A 24,067-nucleotide genomic window follows, 5' to 3' on the forward strand; every position below is an offset into this window, starting at 1 on the left:
TAAATCTTAATTACTCTCACATTACGCCAAAAAGCCTATTTTACTTAAAAACTATATAGTTTCACTAAAAAACATTTGTAACAGTAATTTTTACTACAAAATTAGAAATAGGCAGGGCGTGGTCTGTTGGGGGAAGATGGTGTAGGATGGGCTATTTATTCTGACAATCTTTCAACCAAGAGCTAGCGATCGCCCCTGCAATTTAAAATTAAAGTTCAAGTTTTCACACTACACACACATACCACGAGATTTAAGAATCTAACCTCTACCATAAATACTCATCGGTTCCTTAAGGAACTTAATGTAAAAATGTTTAAACGTAGATTGAATCACACGAGGCATAGCAAAATCAATTGGCATTAACTTATCTGGGAGTTGCCAATCTGCTATTGACAGTAAATCTGGGTGTAAATGGGGAAAATCAATTTCGGTCAGTTCAGGACAAACGCCCAACCTTTGAGAAGCTGCAACCGTAGGTACTTGTTCTGGTAGTACCTTAAGAATTTCCACCATTGACCGATCTAAAGCAAATACATCTGATGCTGCTGCTAAAATACCCAAATCACGGGGTTCTCCCCCACTAGGTCCATTACCTTGATGACCAATGATACCATCTAAAATCGTAAGGTTGGGATTAATTGCCCTGGCAGTCTCCACTAGCATTTCACCAAATCGTTGAGCATCTTTCCCCGCTTCCATGTGCCACCAAGCTTTCATTTTACCAGGAACACAACCAAACAGATTTTTTACCCCCATAGTTAAAGTCAACTGCATATGTGATTTGACTTTGGGTAAGTTAATGACTACATCTGCTTCCATAGCCTCTTTGCATAGCCGCAGATGATTAAAATCTTCACTGACAGTTTGGTAACGCTTACCGTGAAACTCAATAATAGGAATATTCAGTTCTTCTAAAAGCGGGAGATAGCCATTAGCTTGTGCTACTCCTTTAGCGCTTCCAAAAGCCGGACTGTCCCCTAAAAAGGGCTGACCACCAGCGTCTATGACCATCTGCGCAACTTCATAAACCAGTTCCCGGCGGGTTGTACACTCTTTATGGGGACGGGCTCCTGTGAGGAGATTCGGTTTGAGTAACACTCTATCCCCTGGTTTCACAAAGCCAGACATCCCCCCCAAAGGTTGCAGCAGGGTAGCTAAAGATGCCCGTAAAGCCTCTTGTTCATAGGAAGTAGCCCGAATTAGACTAACAGATGGTTTTTGAGTGTGCATGGATAATATATAGGATTGATATACGTACAATTATATACCCCTCCCCTCGCTAAGAAGAGGGGAAATATTGATGGGAGGTGTATTTTATCTTAGAGGTACAATGGCGCTCATTTGTTCCAAATCTAACACTTGTGCTAATTCAGCTTCAGTCATTAACCCTCGTTCTAAAACAATTTGCCTGAGAGATTTACCGGTTTGTAAAGATTCTTTGGCTACAGCAGCCGCATTTAAATAACCAATGTGGGTATTTAAGGCGGTGACTAATGCTAAACTACCTTCAGCATAAGCTAAACAACGTTCCTTGTTGGCAGTAATTCCCTCAATGCAACGCTGGGTGAGGGCGGCGATGGTATTACCGAGAATTTCAATACTGTGAATCAGATTATAGGCGATCAGGGGCATCATCACATTTAATTCTAATTGTCCTGCTTGAGCGGCTAAGGCGATCGCATGATCGTAACCCATTACCTGAAAACATACCATAGATGTCATCTCTGCCATCACTGGGTTATATTTACCCGGCATAATTGAGGAACCTGGTTGTACTGGGGGTAATTGAATTTCTTTAAAACCAGTTTTGGGACCTGAGTCCATTAACCGCAAATCGTGGGAGATTTTGACTAAATCCTGGGCTAAATTGCGTAAAGCACCGGAAACATTCACAAAAGGTGCCATACTCTGCATTGCGGCCATTAAATGGGGTGCTGGTTCCAATGGTGATTCCATCAATTGGGCAATCACTTCTACCACACGGGTGCGATACTGGGGATGAGTATTCATACCAGTACCAGCAGCACTACCACCCAACCCCAATACCATTAAATCCCCAGAAGCTATATAAATGCGGTTCTGGTGATCTGATAATATCTGCGCCCAAGCGCGGAAATTATCACCCAAACGCACAGGTACAGCATCTTGTAGGTGGGTTCTCCCTGATTTGACGATATCTTGAAATTCTACAGCTTTAGTTTCTAAGGCGGCGATCGCTTTTGACAAAGCTGGGTGTAATGTGTGAGTAAGGGCTAATAGTCCCCCAATCCGAATTGCTGTAGGAATCACATCATTGGTAGACTGTCCATAGTTTACATGGTCATTGGGACTAACCCGCTGATAATTGCCCTTTTCTTCCCCGATAATTTCTAAAGCTCGATTTGCTAAAACTTCATTGACGTTCATGTGGTGAGAAGTCCCCGCACCAGCTTGATAAACATCTACTACAAACTGATCTCGTAACTTCCCATTCAGTATTTCATCAGCAGCTTGGACAATTGCTTGACTGATATCTGACGGAATACAACCCAATTCTCCATTGACGATAGCGGTAGCTTTTTTGATAATTAAACAAGCATCTACGTAAGTATCTAACGGTTTAATGCCGCTAATATCGAAGTTTTCTACTGCTCGGAGTGTTTGGATACCGTAATAAACACTACTGTCAATTTGGCGATCGCCCATGGAATCGCGTTCAATGCGAAAATCTTTATTTTCAGTCATAGTATTCTGTGGATCATGTCAAAATACAGATCATGCCATGTAAATACACTAAAAACCTAATTTGGTACTATATGAACTTACCCAACTTAATTACCTTTTCTCGACTTTTGGGAATACCATTTTTACTTTACGGCTTATATAATCCTACACCCCAAGCTAGATGGGTATGTTTGAGCATATTCTTAGTCGCAGCGTTAACTGATTGGTTGGATGGGTATTTGGCTCGGAAGCTCAACCAAATTACTGATTTAGGTAAATTTCTCGATCCTTTAGTAGATAAATTACTCGTACTTGCGCCGTTGTTAGTCTTAGTGGAATTACAAACTATTCCCGCTTGGGGGGTGTTTGTGATTTTAGCACGGGAATTGGCGATCGCAGGTTGGCGGGTCAATCAAACTACAATCACAGGGGCGAATATTTGGGGTAAACTTAAAACCGTAAGTCAAATAATTGCTATATCACTGTTAATTGCACCTTTATCAACAGCTTGGAAAACTCCTTCTTTGATTGCTTTTTGGGTTTCTGTAGTTTTGACTTTAATATCTGGGGTCATTTACCTGATTCCATCTAGGAATCAAAACAGTTTGTAAGATAGCATCCCATTAGTGATATGTGAAAGGCTCTAAATTTTATCAGAAAAAACATGGTTGGTTGTCTTGTCTGGTGGTTTTAGATTTGATATGATTCTTAGTTAGGCTGTCCTCTTTTCATAGTTTTGTTTTATCCAGGATTGATATTCTCCTGAGCGAACCTGATTAATCCAATCGGTGTTATTCAGATACCATTTGACAGTTTTCAATAAACCACTGTCAAAGTTCTCTTGAGGTTGCCAACCCAATTCATCAATAATTTTACTACAATTAATTGCATATCTCCGGTCATGTCCCGGACGGTCTTTGACAAAAGTAATTAAATCAGAATGGCACAAATCAGATTTAGGCGCTAATTCATCTAATATCGCACAAATTTTTGCCACAACTTGTAAGTTTGTTTGTTCGTTCATTCCACCAACATTATAAGTTTCGCCAATTTTACCCTGTTCTAGAACCAGTTTAATGGCTTGACAATGATCGATGACATAAAGCCAATCTCGAATATTTTGACCATCCCCATATATAGGTAATGGTTGACCTTCCATTCCATTGAGGATAGTCAAAGGAATCAGCTTTTCAGGAAACTGATGAGGACCATAATTATTAGAGCAATTTGTGGTTAAAGTTGGTAATCCATAGGTATGATAATAAGCCCTGACAAAATGGTCAGATGCTGCTTTCGATGCTGCATAAGGACTATTAGGTGCGTAGGGGGTATCCTCTTTAAAAGCTGCTTCTTGGGGACTTAATGAGCCGTAGACCTCATCTGTAGATATGTGCAAGAAGCGAAACTGCTGCTGTCTTATTGGTGACAATTTTTGCCAATATATCCGACTGGTTTCTAATAGCTGAAATGTACCGACTACATTGGTTTGAATAAAAGATTCAGGGCTTAAAATAGAACGGTCAACATGAGTTTCAGCCGCAAAATTAATAATTGCTTGTGGTTGATATTTCTCTAATAAAAAACTAACTAACTCACAGTTACTAATATCTCCGCACACAAAAAAATAATCTGGATCATCTTGTATTTCTGCTAAACTTCCTAAATTACTCGCATAGGTTAATTTATCCAAATTAATGATGTTAGCCCATCCTAATCTCCTGGCTTCTAACACGAAATTAGCACCAATAAAACCCGCCCCACCTGTCACTAATACAGTTTGCATATCTTCTCACATACTTAATTCATTTATGGTTTCTTCGTGGTGTTGGTAGCGAAAAAGTATCTTAACTATTAAGTCAACTATAGCACTCCTAAATCATTTGTAAACTTGCTTCTTTCCTGACTAATTGGCGATTAGAGCCTGTGTGCAGGGTTTGCCATAGGCGGGAAAATTGAAATAGGATTGCTATAGTCCCAGAAAATATCTAGACAGCCTGTAAAATTTCCTCATCTAGGGAGAAATCAATTTCAGCTTGATCTTGTCTAGTTTTGAGATAATCCTGTTCTAGAGAATCAGCTAACCCAGAAATTAAATCATATTCAGGTTGCCAAGCTAATTCTCTCATAGCTTTATTCACTGATGCAAAGAAATGCTGTACTCGCATGGGAAAAGCTTTGCGCTTGCCAAAATCGAATTGTTTCGGGTCATAATGTACTATTTTAATGGCATCAGGTGATTTACCCGCTGCTACAGCACAAGCACGGGCTAAACCATCAAAGGTGACGAAGCGATCGCCGGAAATATTATAAATTTGTCCTATGGCTTGTTGATTACCGATGACCTGTGACATGGACTGAGCTAAATCTTTGACATGACCTAACTGGGTAATATGCAACCCATTACCAGGAATGGGAAGGGGGCGATCGCGTACAATTCTGTCAAAAAACCAGCTTTCTAAAGGATTATAGTTACCCGGTCCGTAAATATAAGTTGGGCGAATCGCAGTAAAAGGTAAATTTTGTTGACTTAGGTAAGCTTCTGTTTCATGCTTACCCCGGTGGCGACTTTTCGGATCTACTGCATCCCCTTCTATATGAGGTAACTGGTCAGATTTGAGATATACCCCCGCAGAACTCATATATACAAAGTGCTGTACCCGTCCTTGATAGATTTCTGCTAAAGGTTGAGTATCCGTAAGTTCCCGACCGTTATTATCAAAAATGACATCAAATTCTTGTGATGATAATTTTTCTTTGAGTTGGTTGGCGTCAGTGCGATCGCCTATAATTTGTCCTACTCCCGGTAAAGAAGGTAAAGGACGATTTCCACGATTAAACAGTACCACCTCGTGTCCTTGCTCTACCAACAGTTGAGTCAGATAAACTCCAATGAACCTAGTACCACCCATGATTAAAATTCGCATAAAATCCCACCTTTAAAAAAATACTTGTTGTCAAGAGCCTCAAGTTCCTATCACCTAGCCCCCAACTTGAGGTTATCAGGTTGCAGCATCCCTATGGAACCTATGAATAAAAAACCATTACCTAAACCTGACAACTATTCTTCTCTCCCTTTTACCCCTAGTAGTTAGCCGTGTCCTTAAAATACGCTTTAGTTCATGAGTGGCTCACACCTAAAGCCACCGGTGGTTCAGAAATAGTAGTCCAGGAAATTCTCAAACATATTAATGCTGATTTATATGCCCTGATTGATTTTGAGTCAACCAATCCTCACAGTTATTTATACAAACGGGACATTGGCACAACTTTTCTCCAACACTGGCCTTATGCTCAAAATGGTGTGCAAAAATACTTACCTTTCTTACCCTTAGCAATTGAACAACTGGATTTACGGGATTATGATGTTATTCTTTCCTCATCCCACGCCGTGGCGAAAGGAGTTCTCACAACTCCCGATCAGTTGCATATCTGTTACTGTCATACTCCCATGCGCTACGCTTGGGATTTGACATTTGATTATCTGCGCTACAGCAACTTAGGAAAAGGTTTACTAGGATGGGTAACTCGATATTTACTACATAGTTTACGCCAGTGGGATGTCTTGAGTGCCAATCGCGTAGATTACTTTATCGCCAATTCCCACCATACCGCTCGTCGCATTTGGCGCTGCTATCGGCGCCCAGCAACGGTCATTTATCCACCAGTAAATATTGATAAATTCCCATTGGTAACTCAAAAAGAAGATTTTTATCTCACAGTTTCCCGGTTAGTCAGTTACAAGCAGGTATCCTTAATCGTCAAAGCTTTTAATCAATTAAAACTCCCATTAGTGATTATTGGTGCAGGACCTGAAATGCCAAAAATTGGTAACCTAGCTAATGACAACATCCAAATACTTGGATGGCAACCCGATGATGTGGTAAAAAAATATATGGCTAGAGCTAAGGCATTTGTGTATGCAGCTTGTGAAGATTTTGGCATTGCCTTAGTAGAAGCACAAGCTTGTGGTACTCCAGTCATTGCTTACGGTGCTGGAGGTGCTTTAGAAACGGTGCGCGATTTGCGTGTTTGTCCCGATACAGCAACGGGCATATTTTTCAGCACACAAACCACAGCAGCTTTAATGGAGGCACTAGAAAAATTTGAAATTTATCAAACTTCATTCAATCTTGAGTATATGCGATCGCACGCTGCCCAATTTTCATCACCAGTTTTTGCCCAGCGCTATCTTAAATTTATAGAGGAATGTCACCAAGAAAAAACATCCCAATAGGGTAGCGTGGCCTCAGCCATAAGTGAACAGCCAAAGTTAATTTCTGGTTTTGCAGTGCTTATTGGCACTTTATGCCCAGAAATGTCTCATTTTAGCTTTAAGATTAAGACTATGTGTGGTGTGGATTATTAAGGAGTACGATGACTGGCCAGAGCTCACTCCTCTCCGGTAAGCGATATCTAGGCTTCAGAAATGGTAAAGCCCAACAGCAAAGCACTAGTGCGTCTATGCGTACTTTGATCAGCCGGGCCCAAAAAACCAAGACGCCTAAACTCAAACCCCAAGGTTTATCTTTACAGGGTTTAAACGGAGAGTTTGCTAAAAGATTGTTTGATATAGTGTTTTCATTGTTGGTCTTGATTTTGCTCTTCCCACTTTATTTAATTTTGTCCCTGCTGATTGCTCTTAGCTCGGAAGGGCCAATTTTTTATATCCAGAAACGGGTAGGCAAAAACTACAAGACCTTCAATTGTATTAAATTTCGGACAATGGTCAGCAATGCAGACGAAATACTCATGCAAATGATGACAACATCCCCGGAACTGCGAGAAGAATTCGAGAGCAATTTTAAGCTGAAAAAAGACCCCCGAATCACCAAAATTGGTCAATTTTTACGAATTACCAGCTTAGACGAATTTCCCCAGTTTTGGAATGTTCTCAAGGGAGACATGAGTGTTGTCGGACCTCGTCCGTTAGTCAGCTCAGAACTGGCTAAATATGGTTGTCACATTGATCATATTCTCACAATTCGCCCAGGAATTACTGGATTGTGGCAAGTTTCTGGGCGTAATGACATTCCTTACCCGCGAAGAGTCCAAATAGACCTACATTATGTCAAATTTAGAAATTTTTGGCTGGATTTATGGATAATATTTAAAACAATTGATGTGGTGATTCTACCTAAAAATAAAGGGGCATACTAATAGTGTAGCGTGGCGTCAGCCATAGAACCATTCCCAAGGTATGGGCAAATTATTCGGCTAGTTTCTCCTGAAAAACAATCAAAACCTCACTGAGATTCTGAGTAGAATAACTTAAATTATCATTTCTCTGTGTGAGGTTTTTTCAGTATTTTCCCTTAATTAGATAACTAGTATGTACACCATAGGTTAGTCCGGGTGAGATGATGTAAGATATCCCATTGATTAAAGTGATACTAATTCTTTGCCGAGCAGAATTAATGTAAACAAAATAATTAGGTGACTTTTGAGTTAAACTAATTCGGGGTGAGTTGTGAAATCACTCACATATTAGCACTGATCAAGTAGCGTGGCGCAGCCCATGCAGATCTGGCCTTAGACAGAAGTTTAAGACCAATAGTTTTACCCTGAGATGATCTAGCCGGAACTGGATGATCTCAAGCGTGTAACCATTTCAATAGGGATAAAAGAGCATGACACAAACCAAACGGGCTTTAATTACTGGTATTACTGGTCAAGATGGTTCATATCTGAGTGAGTTTTTGCTTGAGCAAGGTTATGAAGTCCATGGTATTATTCGCCGGACTTCTACCTTTAATACAGACCGCATTGATCATATTTACGAAGATCCACATAACCCAGGCGCACGGTTGTTTCTCCACTACGGCGACTTAACCGATGGTACAACCCTACGCCGGATTATAGAACAAGTCCAACCGATAGAAATTTATAACTTGGGCGCTCAATCCCATGTCAGAGTCAGCTTTGACTCACCGGAATATACTGTTGATACGGTAGGAATGGGAACACTGCGATTATTAGAAGCCATCCGGGATTACCAGCAACGTACAGGAATTGAGGTGCGTTTCTATCAAGCTGGTTCCTCTGAAATGTTTGGTTTAGTGCAAGCAGTACCCCAAAGCGAAACCACCCCCTTTTATCCCCGCAGTCCCTATGCATGTGCTAAAGTTTACGCCCATTGGCAAACGGTAAATTACCGCGAGTCTTATAACTTGTTTGCTTGTAATGGCATACTTTTTAACCATGAATCACCCCGCCGGGGCGAAACCTTTGTGACACGCAAAATTACCAGAGCGGTTGCTAAAATTGTCGCAGGTAAACAGAAAAAGATTTATATGGGTAATCTCGACTCCAAACGAGATTGGGGCTATGCCAAGGATTACGTGCGGGCAATGTGGTTGATGTTACAACATGAGCAGCCGGATGATTACGTAATTGCTACTGGTGAAACTTACTCTGTACGGCAATTTTTGCATGAGGCTTTTAGTTATGTGAACCTCAACTGGGAAGATTATGTCGAGTTTGACCAACGCTATCTCCGTCCGGCAGAAGTAGATTTGTTAATTGGTGACCCTACCAAGGCCAAACAAAAGCTGGGTTGGGAACCATCGGTAACTTTTACGGAGCTAGTCGCTCTGATGGTGGAAGCAGATTTACAAGCATTGGGTTTGACCTCACCAAATGGTAAAGGTGCGAATATTGCTGATGAAATTGCTACTATTCGTCAAGAACTGGGCGCTCTCCACTTCTAATTTATCCGCAAGCAATAGTATAAAATTATGACTGCCTTAGAACTTAAAAATCAACGGATTCTCGTAACTGGTGGGGCGGGGTTCCTGGGTCGTCAAGTAGTTAATCAGTTGTGTCAAGCAGGGGCTGACATTACTAAGATTAGCATACCTCGATCGCGTGACCATGATTTACGTCGGCTGGAAAATTGCCAACGTGTAGTTGACCAGCAAGATATTGTCATCCATTTAGCCGCTCATGTGGGTGGTATCGGTCTCAATCGCGAAAAACCCGCGGAGTTATTTTACGACAACTTAATCATGGGAACTCAGCTGATTCACTGTGCCTATGCAGCTGGGGTGAAAAAATTTGTTTGTGTTGGTACTATTTGCGCTTATCCCAAATTTACACCAGTGCCATTCAAAGAAGATGACCTATGGAATGGCTACCCAGAAGAAACTAACGCCCCCTATGGAATTGCTAAGAAAGCACTGTTAGTGCAATTGCAATCTTACCGCCAGCAGTACGGTTTTAATGGGATTTACTTGTTACCAGTCAATTTATATGGACCTGAAGATAACTTTGACCCCAGTAGTTCCCACGTGATTCCGGCTTTAATACGCAAAGTCCATGAAGCCCAAATCAAGGGGGAAAAACAACTCCCGGTTTGGGGTGATGGTAGCCCTACCCGTGAGTTTCTCTATTCAGAAGATGCGGCGCGGGGTATTGTTATGGGTACTCAGTTTTATAATGACTCTGAGCCGGTTAATTTGGGAACGGGTGCAGAAATCTCTATCTACGATTTAATTACTCTCATCTGTGAATTGATGGAGTTTGATGGTGAAATAGTTTGGGAAACAGATAAACCTAATGGTCAACCCCGGCGCTGTTTGGATACTGAACGCGCTCAGGGGGCTTTTAACTTTACTGCTCAGGTCAGCTTTAGACAAGGGCTACAAAATACCATTGAGTGGTATCGGCAAAATGCTGTATAACTAATGTGCTGAGGTGGGTTGTTTGAGTTTTGTTAGATAAAGCTGAGTTACGCCGTGTTTTACTTGAAAAACGCCAGTCCATGTCTGTGGAAGAATGGAGAGAAAAAAGCGATCGCATCTGTAGACAACTACAAAATTGCACTCTATTTACTCAAGCTAAAACAATACTGGCTTATTTCAGTGTTCGTCAAGAACCTGACCTCAGTCCATTATTTGCCGATTCTCAGTATCGTTGGGGATTTCCCCGGTGTATTGGTAAGTCTCTCACCTGGCATTTTTACACACCCCTCGATACTGTTCAAATTGGCGCCTATGGGATTACTGAACCCCATCCCCAGGCGCCAATTGTTCACCCTGAAGCCGTTGATTTGATACTTGTTCCTAGTGTGGCTTGCGACTATCAAGGATATCGCTTAGGTTATGGTGGGGGTTATTATGATCGTTTACTCAGTTCTCCAGGATGGGCAAGTAAGTCTACCATTGGTATTGTCTTTGATTTTGCCTATTTACCTCAGTTACCTGTAGACGTTTGGGATAAACCATTACAAGCTGTGATTAGTGAAAACCGTTGCAGTTAAACCAATTCCTCCCCCTAATATAAGAATAGCCTCTATTTACGATCTCAATTGACGATTTTGAACATCCCCAACTCACGACTAAAACTGATTTTAATCTACGGGTTATTAGCAGCGATCGCACTGATAACTCTTTTTCCCTTACTCTGGCTCATCAGTACAGCCTTAAAGTCTCCCACAGAAAATATTTTACAGTCCCCGCCCCAGTTATTACCCAGTCAACCCACACTCAATAACTTCTTGACTGTGTGGCGATCGCTACCTTTTGCACAATATATCTATAATAGCACCTTAGTAGCAGTGCTTACAGTAGCATTAAATCTACTGTTTTGTTCCCTAGCGGCTTACCCCTTAGCCAGACTATCATTTGTGGGGAGAAACTCAATTTTTCTGGCCATCGTCTCTACAATCATGATCCCGTTTCAAATCGTCATGATTCCCCTATATATATTGACAGTGCAACTGGGTTTAAGAAACACTTACTTAGGAATCATTTTTCCCAGTTTAGCCTCAGCTTTTGGCATTTTTTTACTGCGACAAGCCTTTATGGGTGTCCCCAAAGAACTAGAAGAATCTGCCCGCATGGATGGTAGTTCTGAACTAGGCTTATGGTGGCATATAATGTTACCAGCAATTCGCCCAGCATTAGTTACCCTGTCTATTTTTGTATTTATCGGCTCTTGGAGTGACTTTCTTTGGCCCTTAATAGTGATTCAAGATGAAAGCCTATATACCCTTCCCTTGGGAGTCGCCAAATTAGCCGGGACATTTTCTTTAGATTGGCGCTTAGTAGCTGCTGGTTCCATCATATCCGTTGCCCCCATATTGCTATTATTTTTATTTTTACAGCGCTACATCGTACCAACAGAAACTAATACTGGTGTTAAAGGTTGAAACACCACCGCAGTCCTAAAAATTGTCTGATTTTATAGCCAGTCAAAGCTACCATTACTAACTGGTACACCCAGGTTCATATCACTTTTAAACCGAAGTTCACCTGGTAAGGCTCCTCCATTGTTTGCTGATTACTGGCTTTGATAGCATCCAGATAGGGTTGTAAAACTTGCCACTGTGGCAAATTCACACGATAAGTGATATTTCCGCGTTTTTTAAACAGTGGTGCTGCCGCAATAGACTGGTAGAGAGAATTATGTTCAGCACTTTCACTCAGCCAAGCAGAATCTGGAGTTGCAGGTATTAAACCGGGAGGTAACTCACCTTCGAGGAAAGCTAATAAGCGTTCCTGACAAATACTCGTATTAATACCATCACCCTCAAATAGCTGGAGAATCTCCTCAAAAGATAAAGTTCTCTCAGAACAATATTCCAGTAACTTCATCAACAAGAAATAGTCACTGTATAATTGTCGGGATGGTTCTAAAACATGAGGATGCAAAGGTAACATGGCTAAACCATAGGCTACCCGACTACAATTAGGAGTGCCGTTTTTACCCAGATATAAATCTTGAATGATCTTACTTTGGGGCAGTGTTTCCTGTAGCCAAGTATTCACAATTCCTAAAGAAGCCATCCCCCCAGTTAAAATAGCCTGATTAATTGCGGTCGCAGGTATACCGCTAACTGCTAAAAACTTGTTCAATTCTTGGTTTAAACGTCTCACAAAGGGAATCAAGACATGGTTTTCTAAGTCGCTGCGCCGTAATAACCACCGTTGATCTGCTAATTCCAGACAAAAAGAATCCTGCTGTTGTAAAATTAGCTTTAAAGCCAAGGCTGCATCTAGTACCGCCTGTCCTAACAAAGAACTTTGTAACTTCTGCTGGAGACGAATCCGAGCCTTAATATCCGGTTCCCCTACTTGTGGTAAATCTAATTCTGCTAGTCCTAAACTGCCAGTAAAACTTACTTTACCAGAAAAGGTAGGTTGCCATTGCCAAAAGTTGTTGGCTATTGTTGTACCCTCTCCCTCCTGATTGTCGCGTCTTTGTCGATATGTGGGGGGAAGCAGCAACTGACAGATAATATCTTGCTCAATGGCATTACTAGCGTAAGCAAAACTATGGAGCATGAAATCACTGTGTACTAATTGCTGTAGGGTATCTGGTAAATTAACTAGGGCCATTTCCGTTGTAGTTGCGCCAATATTAATCACCAAGGTGTAACCAACCACAGAATCATTATCAGGTCTGGCTGGATTTAATCCCGGGTAATCGCTAATTTGCACTGTTTCACCATTAGCGCCATCAAGTCTACTTAATAGACTAGCGATGGCTTCCTCCACAAAAAACACCTGCTGTGGATGTGGAACTAGTTTGCTAGCAAGTACAGCTTCGCGCACATTAAAGCGATATGTTTCTGAGCAGCTAGATGGACAGGTGCAAATCACACCAGTAATGTTATGAATAATCTCATGGAATGTTTCTTGATTTAAACCCACAGCACTAGCGGTTAAACCTTGAGTGGTACTATCACGATCAGATTTTAAAGTTAACAGTAACTTAGAGAGCGATCGCACAACCCAAATTAAAGGACCCGCAGAGAACTTGTTGAACTGCAATATAGGTTCCCATGTTTGTTGTTGATTCTGATATGGGATAGCTACCTGCAAATATGGCTTCAACTGTACTGAATAAAAATTATGCTTCTCTTCCTGTGTAGTGTCCCTATTCTCTGAACTTTCTGTTTCCGCTAGAGGTACAGAAGCTGTGGGTAGATACACCTCTGCTGGTAAACGAAACGATTCTTGAAAAGAACTCAGCCCCGGTTGCTTATCTGCTGACCAGCAGATAGGATAAACCACAGCAGTGGAACGATTCAACAAAGCCGCAGAAATTCCAGTAGTACCCAGATCAATACCCAGATACCAAACTGATTCCTGGATATTTAGCGCCACATCTTGATTCTTGACAAAGTTAGAACTACCTCTTAATGAGGCTCTGTGCTCACCAGTCACTTGCTCTTGTTTTTCTGTAGTGGGGCTAAAATCTAACTCAGCTTCGGTTTGTGGCCAACAGATGCGATTAATCTGGAATATATCCACATCAGAGTCAGCCTCAGTTGCAGTTTCAAAATTTTCTGGGGGCTGGTTTATAGTATCTTCCAAATCTGCCAACAGTAGACTCAAGTTAAAATCCGGCTCTAGCATTTCACTCAGGTCGGCTAAATCCTGATCCAATTCTTGGGTCAGCCCTTGACTCAGACTCATATCAGCCTGATTAACAGACTGGTTTTCCCCTGGTGATAGCTGGCGTGGCGTAACCATGGGTAACTCTGTAGGCCCTTGGGAAATATCCCTGTCTAAATTTTCCAGATCCTGCTCATCAAGTACCAGTGAAGACTGCTGACTATCATCAACCCCTGCTGTTTCCAACCGAGAAGAAATTTCTAACTCATCTTCTTGACCATCTAAATCAGTACATAATTCACTCACTGGTCTAATTGTATCAGCACTGCTTGGCTGTATCGAAACAGTATCAGTTAACCCCTGTGCTGTTGGCGACAAGTCAGATAAATCAGCAGGTTTTTCTGGGTTGCTATCTTCCTCACAATACAGTTGTGTCCATAACTCTGATTCTGCATCTGCTTCTGGTAACAAAGAATCTAATAACTTTTGCACTCCTGCAATAGGAGATTCAGCAGTAGTCTCTACAATATCCTTTCCCGAACTGTCCTCTGCTTCTAAGGGATTACTTGGTGATACAGGTATAGTTTCTGCAAAATTCGACGGTTGTAAATCTTCTACATCACCCCTCGAGATAGTTAAATTATCATTACCCCATAAACTAGTGTAAAGTTCATCGACTTGATCACCTCGTGATTCCAAGCTATCCACAACTTTACTAAGTGATAGATCATCATCTGCACCAAGCTCTAAAGGCACTGCATCACCATGATCTGTAACTACCACGTCTTCTTCTTGGTTATTCAGTGTCACTACAGATGAAGCTCCTGGCGCCATAAATTCCCACGACTGACTTGTGTCGTCGCTGACATCCTCTGGTTCTACTGCTGGGACAACATTATTTACCTGGGTTAATAATGTTGGTGGTGGAGATAGGGGTTCTTGTTTTTCCAACTCCGGGACAGATAACAGAGTCGTCGCGGCTTGTTGCTGCAACTGCTGCGTTAAGTTTTTCACAAAGTTGGTCATCAACTGCTCACCCTGCACACCTGTACTGTGCATTCTCGCCAACCCTTGATTTAAAGATTGGTGATAAGTATTGATATTTCGTTGTAGCGCCTCAAAGACGAAATTTACAGTGCCATCCAGGGATAATAGACGTTGGTCTAGTTCCTTGGTCAGATGTGTTAACCGTTGCGCCTGTTCTGATGTTTGTAATAAAGGTTGACTCCCAGAGAATGCTGATGTAGTCTCATTAATTCTACTAGGACTAGTGGAGTCTTTGGCAAAATTGTCTACTATCTGTGGTATTAAATTAGAGACAATACGGCTCATAAGTAACTGCAAAAATTCGGAAATCATCTGCTCCTGGTGAGCATACTGCTGGCTTAAAGAGTAGTTGTGCAGTTTCCTTTGCTCTAGCTGTCTAATTTCTTGTGCAAGAATTTTCCGTTCTTGCATCATTGCAGCTAATTCCGCTTGTAATGGCTGTATTAATGTTGATAATTCACTTTGTAATTGCTTTAATGATAAATTAGCTTGTTCCTGGTCACCTTGGTTTTGCTCTGTCCTTTGGCTACCCTGAGGGGAGGAAGGAGATTGATACTCATTAGCCTGAGTGAGAGATTTCTCTGACAAACCTGACTTTTCCACGGACACGGTCAACTGGTTTTGAGCATGACTATTTACAGTCTCATTTTCTTTTTCCTGGACAAGGAAGGTACGCAGTTTTTCTAAAACCTCCCTCGTGTCCGACCCTTGACCAGCTAGAAGCGTTAATTCCGGCTGTTTACGGCTGTTGATTAAGTTGTCAATATCTGCAATTAATTTCTGGATTTCATCTGCGCGGGAAGTCACTTTCAATTACCTTGGCTAGAATTATGATTTACATGAGAATTACCACATTTCACCAGGTGGTAACAGTTTGACAAAACCTACTAAAATATACTAGTCTAAAAAAAGAATTTATTTTCATATAATGTGCTTGTTTTTCTCACACTATAAGCAATGTTACAGAAATCCTCAAGCTGGGCACGTACTAGAGCAATTAATACACCTAAATAATCACTGAACTAAAAAGGGGCATTTCTAATTGATTTTTTCTCTGTGTGAACAGCTAGAATATGAAATTGGCAAAAATTTACTATCTTGAGTATCATTGACATTGTTTGCTCATATTTTACAGTTATAAAATCTGCCATGAATTTGACTGCCAAAGAATGCTTCTGTCAGCTAATAAGAGACTTTTTGCAGAGTATTTAAGTAATTTAGGGTTTAGGCAAGTGTTACACAAAATTCTCATTTTTTGTTTGTAGTCTTTGCTGTAGTTACCTAAGTAGAGAGGAATATACTCCTCACCACGAGCTAGGGCTGGGTATTATGCCAGTTAGGTAATTACCGTAATTATGACCTAAAGGATTCCTATCCGATTTTTAAATAGGCTATAGTATCTATTCCTTGTTTCCTTCCCATACTAATAAACAAGAATTGTCAGCACATGATATTTTTCTGCTCATGGACTGAGTAACTAGCATCTTGAGACGCAGTATTGACTATCCCGGAAGACTCAGATCAAAGTCGTTCAAACTTTTTTTTCACCATGAGCATTTCAAATTCTCTCCCAGATGAAAACCCATCCCCGGAATTTGCAGAGTCCATTAACAAACAATTGGAACAAGAACATTTGCGGCGACCTAGACTCAAAGTTGACGCCCCTTTAAGAATGGTGGAAACAGCATTTTTAGCCAGTGCTGCTAGCTTGATTTGGTTGATTAATTTCTACTTTCCTTTGGGTCCGGTATTACGGATCTTCTTTCCTGTACCCATCAGTCTAGTTTACCTGCGTTGGGGCAAAAGAGCTGCTTGGATGGCTGCTGTTACTTCTAGTTTGCTGCTATCAGTTCTCATGGGGCCTGTTCGTAGTCTATTATTTGTTATGCCCTTTGCCTTTATGGGTGTGCTTTTAGGCTCAACATGGTATCGTCGTGTTCCCTGGATTGTGTCTATTACCTTGGGTACGCTCTTGGGTACATTAGGGGTGTTTTTTCGGTTGTGGTTGCTGTCTATCTTATCGGGTGATGACCTGTGGGTTTATGTGATTAACCAGGTAACAGAACTGATAGAGTGGGTATTTTTAAGGCTACAATTATTAGCTAGCCCTAGTTTGTTTGTAGTCCAAGTGGGAGCAGTGGCTTTAATTGTCTTCAATAATTTTATTTACCTGTTTATGGTACACCTGGCAGCATGGCTATTATTGGGCGCTATTGGAAATCCCATTCCCCGTCCGCCACAATGGGTACAGGTTCTTATGGATTATGAAGGTTGAGTAATTGATTCGTATTTATACCCAAATCCAACAGGGTCAAAAATGGATTGCTAAGTATAGGGATTGTTTACCCCTGTTTGCCTGTGTTTTAGGTTTTACTGACACTGGCCTAATTCCGGGTATTTCCGCCGCAGGTAGTACTCCAGAAGCACGAAAGTATACAGCTTGTGCTGATGCCGAATTTTTATATTCTGGACCAGAACGAAAACCTCTCTATCCCCTACCACCACTGACTGCGGGAGCTTCACCGGTAATAATTTCTCGTGCTGTGGTTGAGGCGCTCAATATTCCAATTTATTTGTTTAATGCGGGTTTACCCCAGCCTCCAGCAGTACCAGTTATTGATCTGGGGGGCTACCCGGCTAACTGTTTAAGTAAAGGTGCTGCTATGAACATCACAACGGTACGCCACTTGCTCAAGCAGGGTCAACTCTGGGGAGAACGCCTGGCTACTAATGTTAAACAAGGGTATGTCATTTTAGGTGAGTGCGTTGTCGGAGGTACTACAACAGCCCTAGCAATTTTAACTGGTTTGGGTATAGATGCTAGGGAAAAAGTCAACAGTAGCCACCCTGTTTGTAATCATAGACAAAAGTCCGCAGTAGTACAAGCCGGGCTGGAAAGGATGAGGCTCCTAAGGGAAAAACAATCCTCTCCCCCCCGTGATGTTATAGATCCTTTACAACTTGTAGCCGCAGTGGGTGATCCCATGCAGGTGGTGGTCGCTGGAATGACTATCGCTGCTAGTCGCCATTGTGGGGTTTTACTGGCAGGTGGCACACAGATGCTGGCAGTTTATGCCTTAATAAATGCGATCGCTGATGCCTATGGCTTGTCTTGGCAACCAGCAGAAGTAGTGGTAGGTACAACCCGTTGGGTAGCAGAAGATCCAACTGGTAAAACCGTTGACTTAGCCATGAGCTTAGGTCAAAATATCCCTCCTCTACTTGCTACTCAGTTAAGTTTTGCTAACTCTCGTTATCCCCAACTTCAAGCTTATGAGCAGGGCTTTGTCAAAGAAGGGATAGGCGCTGGAGGTGCTTGTATTGCTGCTCACCTCAAGCAAGATTGGCAGCAAAATCAACTTTTAACTGCCATTGAAGCTCAACTAGATCGCTATATCTCTAATTGCTAATGAACTAAGCCGGTCAGTCACCCGACCGACTCGTTTACAAAACCGTACGTGAGACTTTCACCTCATACGGATCCTCAGTGATATGGTTCTTGTCATGAATAGTTATAGCAACCGCCAAGGAGGTTAGGACGCAAAAAGCAAGACATCCTCAATGGCATCTCGTAAAGAATCAAACCGCTCAAGTTTTTTGCGGATTCGACTTTTTAACCAAGACCAACATTTTTCAATCTGATTCAGGTCTGGAGAATAAGGTGGTAGGTACAGCACTTCACACCCTGCGTACTGAATCAGTTGTTGAATGCGCCCACCTTTATGAAATGTGGCATTATCCATCACCACAACCTGTCCTGGTTTGAGTGTGGGAAGCAAACAAGCTTCAAGCCAAGTCTCAAATACTATTCGATTACACGCACCCTCAACAGTGAAAGGAGCTATCAGCTTATGGTTACACAGCGCGGCAATTATGTTCACCCGACCTTCACGACGACCTGATTTAAGTGCATGGAAGCGCTGTCCTTTTGAGTTCCAACCGTAATCATACTGGTCTCGGTTGTCCATTCCTGACTCATCGAGGTATACAATCTTCTCCACAGGTAACTCAGACAACTGCGTTACGAAAGCCTGTCGTTTGACCTCATCGCGCTCACGGTAGCCATAAGTCTTTTTTTTCGCGTAAAACCAATTTTTTTCAAAGCTCTTGAGATTGTGCGATCGCTAATTTCTTCAGGCCAAAGTGAGGCCATCTCTACTTGGGTTTTATCGCCATGTACGGAAGCAAACTCACGAAATTTTTCCCAATCGGTAATTTTGTGACCATTCCCAGGACGCTGATTAGGCAAGGCTTGGAAGTCCCCCGTTTCGGTTTTTCGCTTCAACCATAGGGTGATGGTGTTGCGACTAATATTAAACATTTGACTGGCTTGAGTTTTCTTCAAGCCATCGAGTTCAATCGCTTGGATTACTTTTTGACGAAGGTCGTAACTGTACGGCTTGGGCATATACCTGTAGCAAGCGATCGCTTCACATGAAAAGGGACTACTTATAGTTTATGCTTAAATTACCTTGGCGGTTGCTATACTAAAAATATAGTCAAATATTTTTAGCTTGGTAAGGTCTAAACCTGACTGGGCTAACTACAAGCCTCTCTACTGAGTTTCCATCAAAGATAGAGTCCCCAGCTACCTTTCTTAATATATTTAGGGAACCATTCAAGTCTGCTGAATATATTTTCCCAGACTTAGACCTAAATAAACCTCTCTTGATTCTTTTACCTAAATACCTGTAAGACTTCCATCACTGGCTGTCTTTTTGTCGTGGCAATGTCTGTACATCCCAGAAGGTATTGTGGCATTATCTGAGACTTGTCATCTCATAATAATTGACACTCCCCACGGCTAGAAGCCGGGGGATTCTTGCTTCACGGGGATTCCAATGAATTTACCCGCGCTAACGCGCCGCTCCGCTAACTGCAAGCATCTTGACCGTGTGCCCCACGGCTGCAAGTTTGCGGGTAAATGGTTGTTTTACTCGATTTCACCATTATATCACTGTGGCTAAAGCCAGTCAATCGTTCTAATGCGACTAAAGTCGCTAGCGCACTACACCCCCATAGTTAGAAACCAGGGGCACTGTGCGCGTTTTCTGGTAGGTAGTGCAACACCATCACTCAGTGAATTCTAACTTTCATTAATTGTTCTTCTAAAGCAGCAATGCGATTGTATGCTGCGGTTAACTGTGCTGTTAGTCGTTGTATTTGAATTTCTGGTGTTAAGTTCTTATCTGTACCTGTCCGATTTACGTCTAGAGATATACCATCTGTCAATACATCCTTGTGCTCAAGTTCTGGATGAAAATTCATATCTACTTTTAACTGGGGGCGAACTACATCACTCTTCCCTACAGAATTATTCTCTGCTTGTGTATTTGCTAAAGAACATTCCGAGAAAGCTCGCGCAATTTTACTATCAAGTGTTTCAATCACCTGGTAGAGGGAATCAAGTTTATGACTCAAATTTATGATTTGCGTTTGCAATGTCTCCATTTAATACCCTATTCCGTATATTTTCCTTATGTTATTCACTTTCTCAGTGATATTAACTATACTTTTGAATTATTTAATTTTTCCCACCGGGAATCGAGACTTATTCAGTTAGTATTTAATCCTCAATATAACTTAACGTTTTTTGATAGTATAATTGTTGAGGATAATAAAGTTATTACTATTTGTCATGGGGACAAACAGTTTAAAGTAATTGAATGACTAAGGCTTACTAACGCTATCCTGACCATACATCAAAATTAGCACTTTGAGTATATTCTATATATTTATTTAATATATGTGTAGTCAACAATCCAAAATTCCCAATTCACAATTGATGGATCGACGCTCTTTTTTATTAGGTGCGGGTGGACTAGCCATGTCGCAGATGCTGGTCGGTTGTGGTACCAGCCATCAAACTGAACTCAAGATCCAGTTATTAAGAGGTTCAATACCCAGTCAGATAGTTCCTCAGTTCCGCCAAAGTTTACAGCAACAGGTAAAGTTGAATTTTTCCCCAGTTGAGCAGATAGAGGATTTATTCAAACAATTGCAAGCTTGGCAGGAGGATACATCAACACGCACTCATCAGGAATTTTGGAATCGCTTTATACCATTTATGCGATCTGCTAGCAGCAGCGCTTCGCGATCGCAACCAGCAGTTGCATCTGACCTAGTCACATTAGGGGATTACTGGCTCAAAGCAGCTATTGAACAGAAACTCATTCAACCACTAAAAGAAGTCCAACAGCTAAAACATTGGTCTGCTTTAGATCAAAGATGGCAGCAATTGGTAATGCGCGATGATCAAGGTAACTTAGATCCTCAAGGAAATGTGTGGGCTGCTCCTTACCGTTGGGGAAACACAGTCATAATTTATCACCGTGAAAAGTTACAAAGTTTGGGTTGGACTCCCCAGGATTGGAGTGATTTATGGCGAGATGGATTACGCAAGCGGATCTCTTTACTTGATCAATCTAGAGAAGTCATCGGTCTGGTTTTAAAAAAGCTAGGACAATCCTACAACACAGAAAATCTTGACACCATACCGGACTTAGAAAATGAACTCAGAGCATTAAATCAACAGGTAAAATTTTACAGTTCCCAGAGCTACCTAGAACCGCTGATTATTGGAGATACATGGCTAGCTGTTGGTTGGTCTAGTGACATAATACCGATTCTATCACGTTATCCTCAATTTGCCGTAGTTATCCCCAAATCAGGAACAGCAATCTGGGCTGACTTATGGGTATGCCCTACAAAAGTAAAAAAAGAGACTTTTTTATCACAGTGGATTGATTTTTGTTGGCAACCAGACATCGCAAAACAAATTTCTGTGCTAACTAGAAGTAATTCCCCAATTTCTCCTCATATTGACCAATCAAACTTACAAGAACCATTTAGGAGTATACTACAGAGTAATCTTCAAGCTTTGGAGAACAGCGAGTTTCTAGGCTCCTTACCTCCATCAGCAATTCAGGAGTATGAGTCTTTGTTTGCCAAAATTAAACAAGGGTAAAATAAGTTTCCAGATTAGGTTACCAATACCCCAGTTAATAACATAAAAACACTGGGAATTAAGTCCCTTGAGTCGTATTTCCTCTCACATCTAAAGAGGGTGAGTTTCCAAAGATCCCAGGAGGTTCAATGATAATTTATATCTGTCAACCCACCACTAAATATTAATTTAGCAAAAACACAGGTGTGGCAAAGATGAGTATGATGAACAGATTGATGTTGGTGCAATAGTTATTGTGATAGTAGCTATAAAACTCCCATACTGTCACACATTTCTTGGAGAACCATGACACCTCAAGAATTTTTAAACAATTTGGCAACAGCTTCAACAGACCCGGAAAAACTCATGGTTGTTGCTCAATACCTAGAAACAACAGCCATGGACAATGCAACCACACCAAAATGGCGGCGCATTGCTTACAGTTCTGAGATTGAAATGGCGCTGACTAATTTGGCTTTTCATCTAGAAGCACTTGCCCAGATCCCTGGACAGTGATCCCTCCCTACCTCAATTACCTTTTCTTATCCACTCTCTGGCGGCTTTCTCCGCTGCTTCCAGGCTGTAGTAAATCTTACCCTCACCAAACACTGCACCACCAGGAGTAATCAAGCGGAACTGCCAGTAATCATCTTCTTCAGTATAAAATACTGTTAGGGTAACGTTATGAATGCCAACAACTAAATGAATTTTGGTGGTCCTCATTAGTGGTATCTCAACGTCTACCCCTTTTTTATCATTTTTTAGTTTCACAATTAGCATTTTTTCCGGCGAATAAACCAGATAAAACTTGAGATTCAATTAATAATAAGTAATTATTTACGACCACAATCTTCTCCCAGATTTGCCGCTTAATCTCTCGTGAGTATCTTCTAACAAATCAGGAATATTTAAGTTTTCTGGACAGCGAGGTAAACATTCACCGCATTCGGTGCAACGGTTAGCTTTCATTCCGGGAAACCAGTGACCGGCATTTTCAAACATACCGTAACGATATTTTCCATAGTTATTCATGTCATAGGCTACAGCCAGATTACGTAATCGCAACACTTCCGGAATATTGATATTTTCTGGACAAGGTAAACAAGCATAACACTGGCTACATTTATCAGTTTTTAAAGCAGATTTTTCATGTTCTTCTAACCTTTGGAAAGCTAAAGTTTCTAAGACTGTTAATGGATGAACACTATCAGCGACCTGTAAAGGTTTAATTAATTCATCTGAGGTGGCTGGCCCCAAACTCAAGGTAGTAACACGATGATCACTCAGTAAAAATCGATAGTTTAATTCTAAAGGTGAATAAGGCTGACACAGGTCTGTTAATGTTTGGGGTGGCGTATAGAGGCGACCGCCTTTATCAGCCGGGGAAATTATAAAAATGCCCATGTCCTTATCAGCTGCTAGCTGAATTGCTGGTGCATTACGTTGGAAAAAATAGTAATAATGTAGATTGACAAATTCAAAGAAATCTGTGTTAATAGCTGCTAAAATAATATCTAATGAACCGTGGGTGGAAAAACCAACATGGTGCACTCGACCATCATCAACAGCTTCCTGAACGGCTTTCATGCAGCCATTGTTGGCTTGTATCCACTGGATATGCTCCCAAGTATTTAAGCCATGAATTCCTAGACAATCTAGATAATTTAGATTTAATCTTTCTAGTGATTCATTGATATACCGACGCATACTATCTGCATCAACTGTAGGCGGGATTTTGGTGGTGATGTAAACCTGGGAACGGGGTACTGTCAATCCCCCTTTGACAGATGCACCAAGATATTCCTCACTTTTACCATAACCTCTAGCTGTTTCCACATGATTGACTCCCAGGGCTAAGGCTGCAAAAATGGTTTCCTGTGCATTTTTGACATCAGCCAAATACCGCATTGTTCCCAAGGAAAAGACCGAGAGGTGTAGATTTGTTTTGCCAAAGCGTCGGTATTGCATCAAAAGTTAGGAGAAAGGGGGGTAGGGAGCGCAGTGATCACAGACGCGACTAGTCACGTCTCTA

Annotated in this window: 20 protein-coding genes; 11 read left to right on the forward strand and 9 right to left on the reverse strand. The window is 41.4% G+C overall.

Annotated features, from left to right (window positions below; translation table 11 throughout):
- Nucleotides 1-258: 258 nt before the first annotated feature.
- Together IM676_RS11575 and IM676_RS11580 are read right to left on the reverse strand one after the other, a co-directional pair.
- Nucleotides 259-1,230 (reverse strand): DUF362 domain-containing protein, encoded by a 972-nt coding sequence (locus tag IM676_RS11575; RefSeq protein ID WP_200987055.1) that lies wholly within the window; start codon nucleotides 1,228-1,230, stop codon nucleotides 259-261.
- Nucleotides 1,231-1,314: 84 nt separating this feature from the next.
- On the reverse strand, nucleotides 1,315-2,724 hold the full coding sequence (locus IM676_RS11580; protein WP_200987056.1) for an aspartate ammonia-lyase: 1,410 nt from the start codon (nucleotides 2,722-2,724) through the stop codon (nucleotides 1,315-1,317).
- A 71-nt stretch (nucleotides 2,725-2,795) separates the two neighbouring features.
- On the opposite strand from IM676_RS11580, the gene pgsA reads away from it, so the two are divergent.
- A complete protein-coding gene (gene pgsA / locus IM676_RS11585; RefSeq protein ID WP_200987057.1) occupies nucleotides 2,796-3,314 on the forward strand; it encodes a CDP-diacylglycerol--glycerol-3-phosphate 3-phosphatidyltransferase in 519 nt (172 codons plus the stop codon).
- A 101-nt stretch (nucleotides 3,315-3,415) separates the two neighbouring features.
- Here pgsA and rfbB read toward each other — a convergent pair whose 3' ends face one another.
- Nucleotides 3,416-4,486, reverse strand: coding sequence for a dTDP-glucose 4,6-dehydratase (rfbB, locus tag IM676_RS11590; protein WP_200987058.1), 1,071 nt, complete (start codon nucleotides 4,484-4,486; stop codon nucleotides 3,416-3,418).
- 202 nt (nucleotides 4,487-4,688) lie between these two features.
- Entirely contained in the window at nucleotides 4,689-5,627 is a 939-nt protein-coding gene (locus IM676_RS11595) for an NAD-dependent epimerase/dehydratase family protein (RefSeq protein WP_200987059.1), read from the reverse strand.
- 170 nt (nucleotides 5,628-5,797) lie between these two features.
- Between IM676_RS11595 and IM676_RS11600 the strand changes: the two genes are divergently transcribed.
- From IM676_RS11600 to IM676_RS11625, 6 genes are all read left to right on the forward strand, one after another.
- Nucleotides 5,798-6,937 (forward strand): glycosyltransferase, encoded by a 1,140-nt coding sequence (locus IM676_RS11600; RefSeq protein WP_200987060.1) that lies wholly within the window; start codon nucleotides 5,798-5,800, stop codon nucleotides 6,935-6,937.
- A 140-nt stretch (nucleotides 6,938-7,077) separates the two neighbouring features.
- Complete coding sequence (locus tag IM676_RS11605; RefSeq protein WP_200987061.1) at nucleotides 7,078-7,860, forward strand: sugar transferase; 783 nt, start codon at nucleotides 7,078-7,080, stop codon at nucleotides 7,858-7,860.
- 470 nt (nucleotides 7,861-8,330) lie between these two features.
- Nucleotides 8,331-9,410 (forward strand): GDP-mannose 4,6-dehydratase, encoded by a 1,080-nt coding sequence (gene gmd, locus IM676_RS11610; protein WP_200987062.1) that lies wholly within the window; start codon nucleotides 8,331-8,333, stop codon nucleotides 9,408-9,410.
- A gap of 27 nt (nucleotides 9,411-9,437) precedes the next feature.
- On the forward strand, nucleotides 9,438-10,382 hold the full coding sequence (locus tag IM676_RS11615; protein WP_200987063.1) for a GDP-L-fucose synthase family protein: 945 nt from the start codon (nucleotides 9,438-9,440) through the stop codon (nucleotides 10,380-10,382).
- Between the two features lie 29 nt (nucleotides 10,383-10,411).
- Entirely contained in the window at nucleotides 10,412-10,960 is a 549-nt protein-coding gene (locus IM676_RS11620) for a 5-formyltetrahydrofolate cyclo-ligase (protein ID WP_225880339.1), read from the forward strand.
- A 57-nt stretch (nucleotides 10,961-11,017) separates the two neighbouring features.
- Nucleotides 11,018-11,851, forward strand: a complete 834-nt coding sequence (locus IM676_RS11625; RefSeq protein WP_404799844.1) for a carbohydrate ABC transporter permease — start codon at nucleotides 11,018-11,020, stop codon at nucleotides 11,849-11,851.
- A gap of 76 nt (nucleotides 11,852-11,927) precedes the next feature.
- Here the strand turns inward: IM676_RS11625 and IM676_RS11630 are convergent, their stop codons facing one another.
- Nucleotides 11,928-15,896 carry a hypothetical protein gene (locus tag IM676_RS11630; RefSeq protein ID WP_200987064.1) on the reverse strand — a complete coding sequence of 1,323 codons (3,969 nt, stop codon included), beginning with the start codon at nucleotides 15,894-15,896 and terminating at the stop codon, nucleotides 11,928-11,930.
- A gap of 742 nt (nucleotides 15,897-16,638) precedes the next feature.
- Between IM676_RS11630 and IM676_RS11635 the strand changes: the two genes are divergently transcribed.
- Both IM676_RS11635 and cobT read left to right on the forward strand, forming a co-directional pair.
- Nucleotides 16,639-17,364 carry a DUF2232 domain-containing protein gene (locus tag IM676_RS11635; RefSeq protein WP_200987065.1) on the forward strand — a complete coding sequence of 242 codons (726 nt, stop codon included), beginning with the start codon at nucleotides 16,639-16,641 and terminating at the stop codon, nucleotides 17,362-17,364.
- A 4-nt stretch (nucleotides 17,365-17,368) separates the two neighbouring features.
- Nucleotides 17,369-18,499, forward strand: a complete 1,131-nt coding sequence (gene cobT / locus IM676_RS11640) for a nicotinate mononucleotide-dependent phosphoribosyltransferase CobT (RefSeq protein ID WP_200987066.1) — start codon at nucleotides 17,369-17,371, stop codon at nucleotides 18,497-18,499.
- Nucleotides 18,500-18,622: 123 nt separating this feature from the next.
- Here cobT and IM676_RS11645 read toward each other — a convergent pair.
- Together IM676_RS11645 and IM676_RS11650 are read right to left on the reverse strand one after the other, a co-directional pair.
- Nucleotides 18,623-19,497 (reverse strand): IS630 family transposase gene (locus IM676_RS11645; protein WP_200986959.1). Its coding sequence is split into 2 segments (ribosomal slippage): nucleotides 18,623-19,165 and nucleotides 19,168-19,497, totalling 873 coding nucleotides; the frame shifts between segments, so codons are not numbered across the junction.
- 668 nt (nucleotides 19,498-20,165) lie between these two features.
- Nucleotides 20,166-20,540, reverse strand: coding sequence for a hypothetical protein (locus tag IM676_RS11650; protein WP_200987067.1), 375 nt, complete (start codon nucleotides 20,538-20,540; stop codon nucleotides 20,166-20,168).
- Between the two features lie 334 nt (nucleotides 20,541-20,874).
- On the opposite strand from IM676_RS11650, the gene IM676_RS11655 reads away from it, so the two are divergent.
- Complete coding sequence (locus tag IM676_RS11655; protein ID WP_200987068.1) at nucleotides 20,875-22,056, forward strand: extracellular solute-binding protein; 1,182 nt, start codon at nucleotides 20,875-20,877, stop codon at nucleotides 22,054-22,056.
- Nucleotides 22,057-22,341: 285 nt separating this feature from the next.
- Nucleotides 22,342-22,551, forward strand: a complete 210-nt coding sequence (locus IM676_RS11660) for a hypothetical protein (protein WP_200987069.1) — start codon at nucleotides 22,342-22,344, stop codon at nucleotides 22,549-22,551.
- A 12-nt stretch (nucleotides 22,552-22,563) separates the two neighbouring features.
- Here the strand turns inward: IM676_RS11660 and IM676_RS11665 are convergent, their stop codons facing one another.
- Both IM676_RS11665 and IM676_RS11670 read right to left on the reverse strand, forming a co-directional pair.
- A complete protein-coding gene (locus IM676_RS11665; protein WP_200987070.1) occupies nucleotides 22,564-22,758 on the reverse strand; it encodes a hypothetical protein in 195 nt (64 codons plus the stop codon).
- 114 nt (nucleotides 22,759-22,872) lie between these two features.
- On the reverse strand, nucleotides 22,873-24,003 hold the full coding sequence (locus IM676_RS11670) for an aldo/keto reductase (RefSeq protein ID WP_200987071.1): 1,131 nt from the start codon (nucleotides 24,001-24,003) through the stop codon (nucleotides 22,873-22,875).
- Nucleotides 24,004-24,067: the final 64 nt, after the last annotated feature.

Source organism: Anabaenopsis elenkinii CCIBt3563 (assembly GCF_015245355.1).
Classification (GTDB): domain Bacteria; phylum Cyanobacteriota; class Cyanobacteriia; order Cyanobacteriales; family Nostocaceae; genus Anabaenopsis; species Anabaenopsis elenkinii.